General features: G+C 63.4%; 9 protein-coding genes and 1 pseudogene. 1 reads left to right on the plus strand and 9 read right to left on the minus strand.

Annotated elements, in window-relative coordinates:
* Positions 1-155 precede the first annotated feature (155 nt).
* From VLR48_RS03220 to VLR48_RS03255, 8 genes are all read right to left on the minus strand, one after another.
* Positions 156-428: a hypothetical protein gene (locus VLR48_RS03220; protein ID WP_325290395.1), complete on the minus strand. Its 273-nt coding sequence runs from the start codon at positions 426-428 to the stop codon at positions 156-158.
* Positions 429-788: 360 nt separating this feature from the next.
* Positions 789-1,499, minus strand: coding sequence for a pseudaminic acid synthase (gene pseI / locus VLR48_RS03225; RefSeq protein ID WP_325290396.1), 711 nt, complete (start codon positions 1,497-1,499; stop codon positions 789-791).
* A gap of 53 nt (positions 1,500-1,552) precedes the next feature.
* The gene (locus VLR48_RS03230) at positions 1,553-2,242 is read right to left on the minus strand and encodes a hypothetical protein (RefSeq protein ID WP_325290397.1); all 690 of its coding nucleotides are present in this window, start codon (positions 2,240-2,242) and stop codon (positions 1,553-1,555) included.
* Positions 2,243-2,368: 126 nt separating this feature from the next.
* Positions 2,369-2,776 (minus strand): HI0074 family nucleotidyltransferase substrate-binding subunit, encoded by a 408-nt coding sequence (locus VLR48_RS03235; RefSeq protein ID WP_325290398.1) that lies wholly within the window; start codon positions 2,774-2,776, stop codon positions 2,369-2,371.
* A complete protein-coding gene (locus VLR48_RS03240) occupies positions 2,767-3,063 on the minus strand; it encodes a nucleotidyltransferase domain-containing protein (RefSeq protein ID WP_325290399.1) in 297 nt (98 codons plus the stop codon). Before VLR48_RS03240 ends, VLR48_RS03235 begins: the two co-directional genes overlap by 10 nt.
* A 412-nt stretch (positions 3,064-3,475) precedes the next feature.
* The gene (gene pseH, locus VLR48_RS03245) at positions 3,476-4,009 is read right to left on the minus strand and encodes a UDP-4-amino-4,6-dideoxy-N-acetyl-beta-L-altrosamine N-acetyltransferase (RefSeq protein WP_325290400.1); all 534 of its coding nucleotides are present in this window, start codon (positions 4,007-4,009) and stop codon (positions 3,476-3,478) included.
* 2 nt (positions 4,010-4,011) lie between these two features.
* The gene (locus tag VLR48_RS03250; protein ID WP_325290401.1) at positions 4,012-4,449 is read right to left on the minus strand and encodes a DUF29 domain-containing protein; all 438 of its coding nucleotides are present in this window, start codon (positions 4,447-4,449) and stop codon (positions 4,012-4,014) included.
* A gap of 101 nt (positions 4,450-4,550) precedes the next feature.
* Positions 4,551-4,745: a hypothetical protein gene (locus VLR48_RS03255; protein ID WP_325290402.1), complete on the minus strand. Its 195-nt coding sequence runs from the start codon at positions 4,743-4,745 to the stop codon at positions 4,551-4,553.
* 177 nt (positions 4,746-4,922) lie between these two features.
* Between VLR48_RS03255 and VLR48_RS03260 the strand changes: the two genes are divergently transcribed.
* The gene (locus VLR48_RS03260) at positions 4,923-6,392 is read left to right on the plus strand and encodes a DUF6399 domain-containing protein (RefSeq protein ID WP_325290403.1); all 1,470 of its coding nucleotides are present in this window, start codon (positions 4,923-4,925) and stop codon (positions 6,390-6,392) included.
* A gap of 45 nt (positions 6,393-6,437) precedes the next feature.
* Here the strand turns inward: VLR48_RS03260 and VLR48_RS03265 are convergent.
* Positions 6,438-6,633: pseudogene (locus VLR48_RS03265) on the minus strand (cytidylyltransferase domain-containing protein); the annotation flags it as partial.

The following is a 6,633-nucleotide window of genomic DNA, read 5'->3' on the forward strand; positions in this document are numbered from 1 at the left end:
CGCGAGGATGCACGCCGGTGAAGCGTGCGGGACATCCGCGCTCCGCGCTTACCGCATTGCTTCACCGGAAAACGACATCACCGGTGGAAAATTCCCTGCAAAAATGGCCGGTGGTTTGCGGATCAGGATGGGAAACAACAAGCGCATCTGCAGGCTCAAGCGGCATCCGCCAGGACGTCGGCAAAGACGTCCGGCTGTGACCAACGGGTGACCGTCGATAGCGGTTCCAGAAGAACGAAATCCTCCGGCGACCAAACATCCGCGGTGTCGTCGAACAAACTGACGAAGCGCAGCGCCTCCGGCCCGGCGCTAAAATGGTTCAAGTCGAACCAGGCGGCCTGATCTTCGTCCGGCAGCCAAAGGATGTCACCGGAAATGCGCTTCGTCCGATCATCCAGGAGCGCGCTGAAATCGATATCCGTCAACATGTGATCGCCTCGCGGCTTGCTGTGGTCATCGCACCTCCGGCTCTCATGGTTTACGCGAGATGCCTGCTCAAGACGAATGCCTCCGCTGCCCCACAGCCGACAGTCGCGCCGCGCCAGCGGGCCAGGTGCTCGACGCCCCGGCGTGAGCGTGGGTGCGGCCACTCGCGTAGCTCGGCGGAGTAGGCATCCAGGGCAACGCGGCCGGTTCCGTCGCCGTCGACACATCGACTTGGCGCGATTCATGGGGCTTGCAGTCGCGCGCGGGTGCGCAGTAGTGCTTGGGCTCAAGGCCGAAGCCGGGACGGATGACACGCAGGTTTTCGGACGTGAGCGGCTCGCCGGCCTTGATGTCGGCGGCGTTCAATACGGTCCCACCGAGAAGGCGCTGTCCACCCCGCCCTCGGCGCGGCTGAGGGTGAAGTGCTTTTCGATGACGGTCGCGCCGAAGGCCACGGCGGCGATGCCCACACCGATGCCGTGGGTGTGGTCCGACAGGCCGACCTCGCAGCCGAAGAGGTCGCGCAGGTGGGGGATGGTCCTGAGGTGGCTGTTCTGCGGGGTGGCCGGGTAGGTGCTGGTGCATTTGAGCAGCACGATGTCGTCGCAGCCGCCTTCGCGCAGGGTGCGTACCGTTTCATCGAGCTCTGCCAGGGTGGCCATGCCGGTGGAGACGATGACCGGCTTGCCGGTGGCGGCGACCTTGCGGATCAGGGGGAGATCGGCGTTCTCGAAGGAGGCGATTTTGTAGCCGGTGGTGTCGAGCGCTTCGAGAAACTCGACTGAGGTGTCGTCGAACGGCGTACTGAACGCGATGAGGCCGAGCTCGCCGGCACGCGCGATGATGGGCGCGTGCCACTCCCACGGTGTGTAGGCGATCCGATAGAGATCGTGCAGGCTTTTGCCGTGCCAGAGGCTGCGTTCGTCGTCGATGAAGAACTCGCCTGTCGCTATCGGCAGGGTCATTGTGTCGGCGGTGTAGGTCTGGAGCTTGATGGCATGGGCGCCGCTTGCTGCGGCGGCCTCGACGATCTCGATGGCGCGTTCAAGCGATTGGTTGTGGTTGCCGGACATCTCGGCGATGACGAATGGCGGATGATCTCGGCCGATGGGGCGGTCGGCGATGTTCATGGGTCCCTGTATCCGGGATCTCGAACTGTGATCCGCACGTCCGACAGCACGGCATCGGTGCGACGTGAAGCGCGCGTGAAGGTGAGGCGAAACGAGCCGACATCGAGGAACGCGGGCGGGTAACCGTCGGCGTCCAGCATGCGGATTCGATCGAAGACGCGGTCCAAGTCCGGCGCATCCGACCAGTCGCCTTGATCGGGTCGGCGGCGCTTGAATTGGGTCGGCTCGCCGACCTGAGGAGCTGCTTTCGGTTGATCTTCAATCAGGGTCACGATCATCGATTCGATGATGCGGTCGGCACGAAGATAGATCTCCTCGGCGCTGCCGTTGAGCCTGAGGGGCCTCTTGAGATAGACCGGGCCGGCATCGAGTGCCTCGACGCAGCGAAGCGCGCTGATGACCGTGTTCTCGTGCCCCGACATGATCAGGTTCTGAAGCGGAGAGCCACCGCGGCCATAAGGCAGATCGGTCATGTGAAAAATGATGCACTCGAACGGCTCGTAGACCGCCGCCGGGATCTTGTAGGACCAGTGCGGAAAGAAGATGGTCTGGATCGCGTCGGTGCGCAGGGTTTCAGGCTCGAGTTGATCAGGGGCATCGATCAGCCGGAAGGCTTGGCCGGTGCGCTGTTCGAGCCGCCTGCACAGGGCGCGGTTCCAGGGGCGATGGGAGGCGAGTGCGTACATGAGTCGATTTGCGGAAAACCGTAGACCACTGTCGGTCGAGGTCAGGCTTGAACCCGACACGTGGCCGCGGACGGTGGATGTGCTGCGTCCGGCCGACGCCCCAATGGCGCAGAGCTTCCGGCGCGGTCACGGGGCCAAGGTTGTCAGCAACCTCGATAGAAGTGCTGCATAGTCCGGAAGCCGGGCGATGATCGCTTGAAACTGATCTTGATCATAGACGTGGCTCAGTTTGTTTCGGTCGTCGACGGCCTGGATCAAGGCGAGGTAGTCGTCTTCGGCCACGTGGCCGGTGAGATACCATGCTTTGATCACCTTCTTCGGGGAGACTTCGTCAATGCCTTCTTGCTCGCGAAGAGCGACTTTGATGGCCTTCCAACACAACTCCATCGTGTATTCGAACTTTTGTGCCTTGCCGTTTTCCAGTCCGTCGATGATTCGGGCATCGAGCGTCTCGGCAAGCGCCTTGAGGTCGAGCGCCGTCAGCTCGACGAAGCCTCGCAGCGCCTCGGCAAAGGCGTTGATTTTCACATCCACCGGATCGCCTCCGATTTGACGCGGGCAGCGAATTGGCCTCGAAGGCCCGAGGTGGTGACGATATCGACCTTGAACGGGACAAAGGAGTCGTCAATCTCTTCCAAGACGTCGTGAATCACGCGCTCGGGCACCTCGGCATCAATCCAAAGATCGTAATCTGAATTCCAACTTGCGGTTCGACGCGCCCGCGATCCGAATAGATAAACCCCGACCCCTGAAGGTAGGTATCGGCGTAGTCGGTCGCGAATGAAGGCTTCGGAGCGGCGCTGGAGTTCGGTTCTGGTCATCAATGGCGTCTGTCGGAATCGGCGCCGGGGGCATAAATCGTTTCGTGCATGCTCCGGACAAGGGGCTAAGTGCGAAGGCCGGCGATCACGGCGTCGCTTGCAAGGCTAGCCCCTCTGTGCCGATCCGGCAAGTTGGTCCAGCGCAATCCATTCAAGGCTTATCGACCCTGACCCGATATCGCGCCATGTGAGGGGCGACCAGCCCTTGCCCCGGGGTAGGTCGCTCTCGTGGACGACCAGGGTATGGCGGAAGCGGGCTCGAGTCTCTGCCGATACGATGCGCCCGTAGCTCAGGCAGAAGCAGAAGTCGGATTTTGGGGATTGGTTCGTTGTTATTGGGTCTTGGTTGTCGGTTATTGGTTGTTGGGGTGTTGCGTTCTCTGCGTCGGTTGCGTCGTGCGCCCAGTGCACTTCATGTCCCTGCGCTTCCCAGTCCTCGACCAAGTCTGTCGTGTGGGTGTTGATCCAACTGTCGACCGAGGCGCACGACGTCGATGTGTCGGGTGCCGTCGAAGTGCTGGTCGCGAAAGAGGCCCTCTTGGGTGAAGCCGACATTTTTGTGCAGGTTGATCGATATGACGTTGGTGGCGAGCACCTCGCCGTTGAGCTTGTGCAGGGACAGCTCGCCGAAGGCCAGCTCGAGCGCCTCGTAGAGGATGCGCGTGCCGGTGCCGGGCGGGGCGTCGGGCCGGGCGTAGAAGCCCCAGAAGGCGGTGCCTTGCTCGGTGTTGATTGTGGTGAAGTAGACCACGCCTTGCGGGTTGTCGGCGGCGTCGCAGTAGAGATACCAGCGCGCACCGTAGTCCTGTTGTATCCGTTGAAACCAAGCCCGGTGTTCGGCGGGCGAGATCTCGTGGTGGGTGTACATGTTCCGGCGCACGGCGGGTGCGTTTCGCCAGGGCAGGATGAGGTCGAGGTCGGCTTCGGTGAGGGGATGCATGGGCATGATCAGGCGTCCTCAGGCAACCAATCATCCTCCAACAGTTGATCCAGCGCGTAAGGCTGCGTCTCGGGGAAGTGCGCCGGCGGCAATCCGGTTTCTTTGCTCGCCAATGTCGCGCCATCTCCATAGGCGGTCGCTGCTGCCTCTGAGAGCAGAGGCTTGAGGCTCGGAGAGTCCTGGAGCAGGTCGCGTATGCGCAGTCTTTGTTCCAGGATGGAACCACGCCATGAACCGGACCGATGCGTCGGCTGGTACTGCCATTTGAGCAGGCGCCCCAGCAGAATTTTCAGACGACTGACCAACTCCTGGCGATCGCGACGGCCCAGGGTGTCCAGCTCCGCCACCAAATGCTCGATGTCCAGCTCCTGGAACCGGCGTTGCCGGAGCAGCTCCGCGGTCTGTTGTGTCCAGGCATGAATGTCGTGCTCGTCAAGGCTGGCCATCGTCGTTGAGCAGTCCTCGTCCTGTCGGCTCCCCGCGTTTCCAAGCGCAGCTTGGAAACCAGCGAACCGAGGGGGATCAGGGTTAAAAAGGCAAGGAGTGTTCAGCCATCCTGCAATTCCAAACGACGCTCGATGCGTTCGATCCGGGCGACGAGTTGGTCGGTGTGCGCGTGCTGTTCGACGATTTCACCATACATGTGCGCCAAATCACGCCGCATACCAGCAACCGTAAGCTCCAAATTGCTGATGCGCGACTCGATTCGGGAAAAGCGCTCGGTGTGTTTTTCCTTGATCATCGGTTGGTCCAAAACGGGGTGTTTCGGTAGGCGATCAAGCGCCCTGAAGGAGTGGCAGGAGCGCCGGGTAGGCGTACCCTTGGAAGTGCAAACTGACCGAGGGAGATGCCGTTGTCCGATGCCCCTGCCTGCGTTGACTCTAGTGTAGATCGACGCCCCACGCCAATCCATGATGGCTTGGATCGCGCCAAGCATCGGCATGCGGTGGCGCAAGCCCAGCAGGATGGGCAGAGTCAACGCGCGGCGGCCACCGTCGCCGGCGTGGCGCGCAGCATCCTGCGTCACTGGAACGCGCCACCTGCGATCGCGGCACCGGCGGTGCTGTCGGCCTTCGTCGAGACGCCCGAGGGCGTGGTGTGGCTGCGCCGGATCCTGGTTGCTGCACACTGGAGCATCGGCGAGCAGGGCGGCGTGGGCGTGCGCGTGGTCTGCGACTTTCTCGAGCGCAGTGGACTGTCGGCATTCATCGGCGCCTCCTACGGCACGCAGCGGGCGTTCCATGCCGGCTTGGAGGAACAGATCGTCACCGCCGCCGCCGAACTGCGCGACACGCTGGCCCGAGCCATGCCCCATCGCACACTGAGCATCGCCGAAGATGAGACGTGGAAAGACGGCATGCGCTTGGTGTGCATCGATGCGGTCTCGAACTTCATCCTGCTCGAGCACAGGAGCGATGCGCGCTCGGCGGCGGCCTGGACGCAGGCGCTCGAGGATGGACTCGAGGGGCTGAATGTGACGGTGGTGCAAGGCACCAGCGATGAGGCCAAGGGGTTGTTGGCGCATGTCGAGCGTGATCTGGACGCACACCATGCCACGGACCTGTTCCATCTGCAGCATGCGGTGAGCCAGGCGATGAGTCTGTCGCTGAAGCGCGCAGAGCAACAGGCCGAGACGGCAGAGGCCGAGGCGAAGGCGCGCTGGCAAGACGCCTGTGCCGCCGAGCAGGCCTACCATCGGCGCCGCCACGGCCCCGAGCGCCCGCCGGCATTCGCCGCGCGCATCGACGAGGCGCTGAGCGCCTCGGTCCAAGCCAGCCTCGCGCGCGAGCAGGCCCACGCGCACCGCGCCGAGGCCAAAGCCCTGATCGGTGCTTTCGGCGAGGTCGATCATCCCTACGAGATCCAACAGGGACAGGCGCTGGACCTGGCACCGGCGATCGAGCAGGCGATGCGCGACGACCTGATCCCCGCGCTCTATCTGGAGCGCGTCGCCGCGCGCAGCACCCGCGCCGAGCACCGTCATCGACTCCGGGCTCTGAGTGCGCAGCGCCTCGCCCCGCTGCAGCAGCCCTCACACCCGATCCAGTCGCTGGATCCGCAGACCCGTCACCATCTCGAGCAGGTCGCCGGGGAGTGTGCCGATCTGTTCCAGCGCAGCAGCTCGTGTGTGGAGGGGCGCAACGGCTTCCTCGCGCTCTATCAGCACGGGCATCACCGACTCAGCCCGCGCAAGCAGCAGGTCTTGACCGCCCTGCACAACTTTGCGATCAAGCGACCCGACGGCACCACGGCTGCCGAGCGCTTCTTCGCTCAACCCCACCGCTCCTTGTTCGAGCAGGTGCTCGAGCGCATGCCCTGGCCCGCTCGACCGGCGCGACGACGACCGCGCCCGGCAAAGCAGCCGTACCTCGTCCCTGTGGCGGCTTAGCAACAGTGGACCAATCGATGATCGAGGCCGAGCAATGACCTCGGTCGTGCCGGCGTAGTCGTCGGAAAGTTCGGGCGGCCGTCGGAATGGCGCCAGGGCACCGTGTGCCGTTGCGATCTCGGCGATCTCGGCGATCTCGGCGATCTCGGCGTCGTCGATGGAGACGATGATCTGATCGAACAGGCCGGTGTCCTGCGCGCCTTGGATGGACCAGGCGATCATCGGCTTGCCGCAGAAGTCG

This window comes from Thiocapsa sp. (assembly GCF_035467215.1).
Taxonomy (GTDB): Bacteria; Pseudomonadota; Gammaproteobacteria; order Chromatiales; family Chromatiaceae; genus Thiocapsa.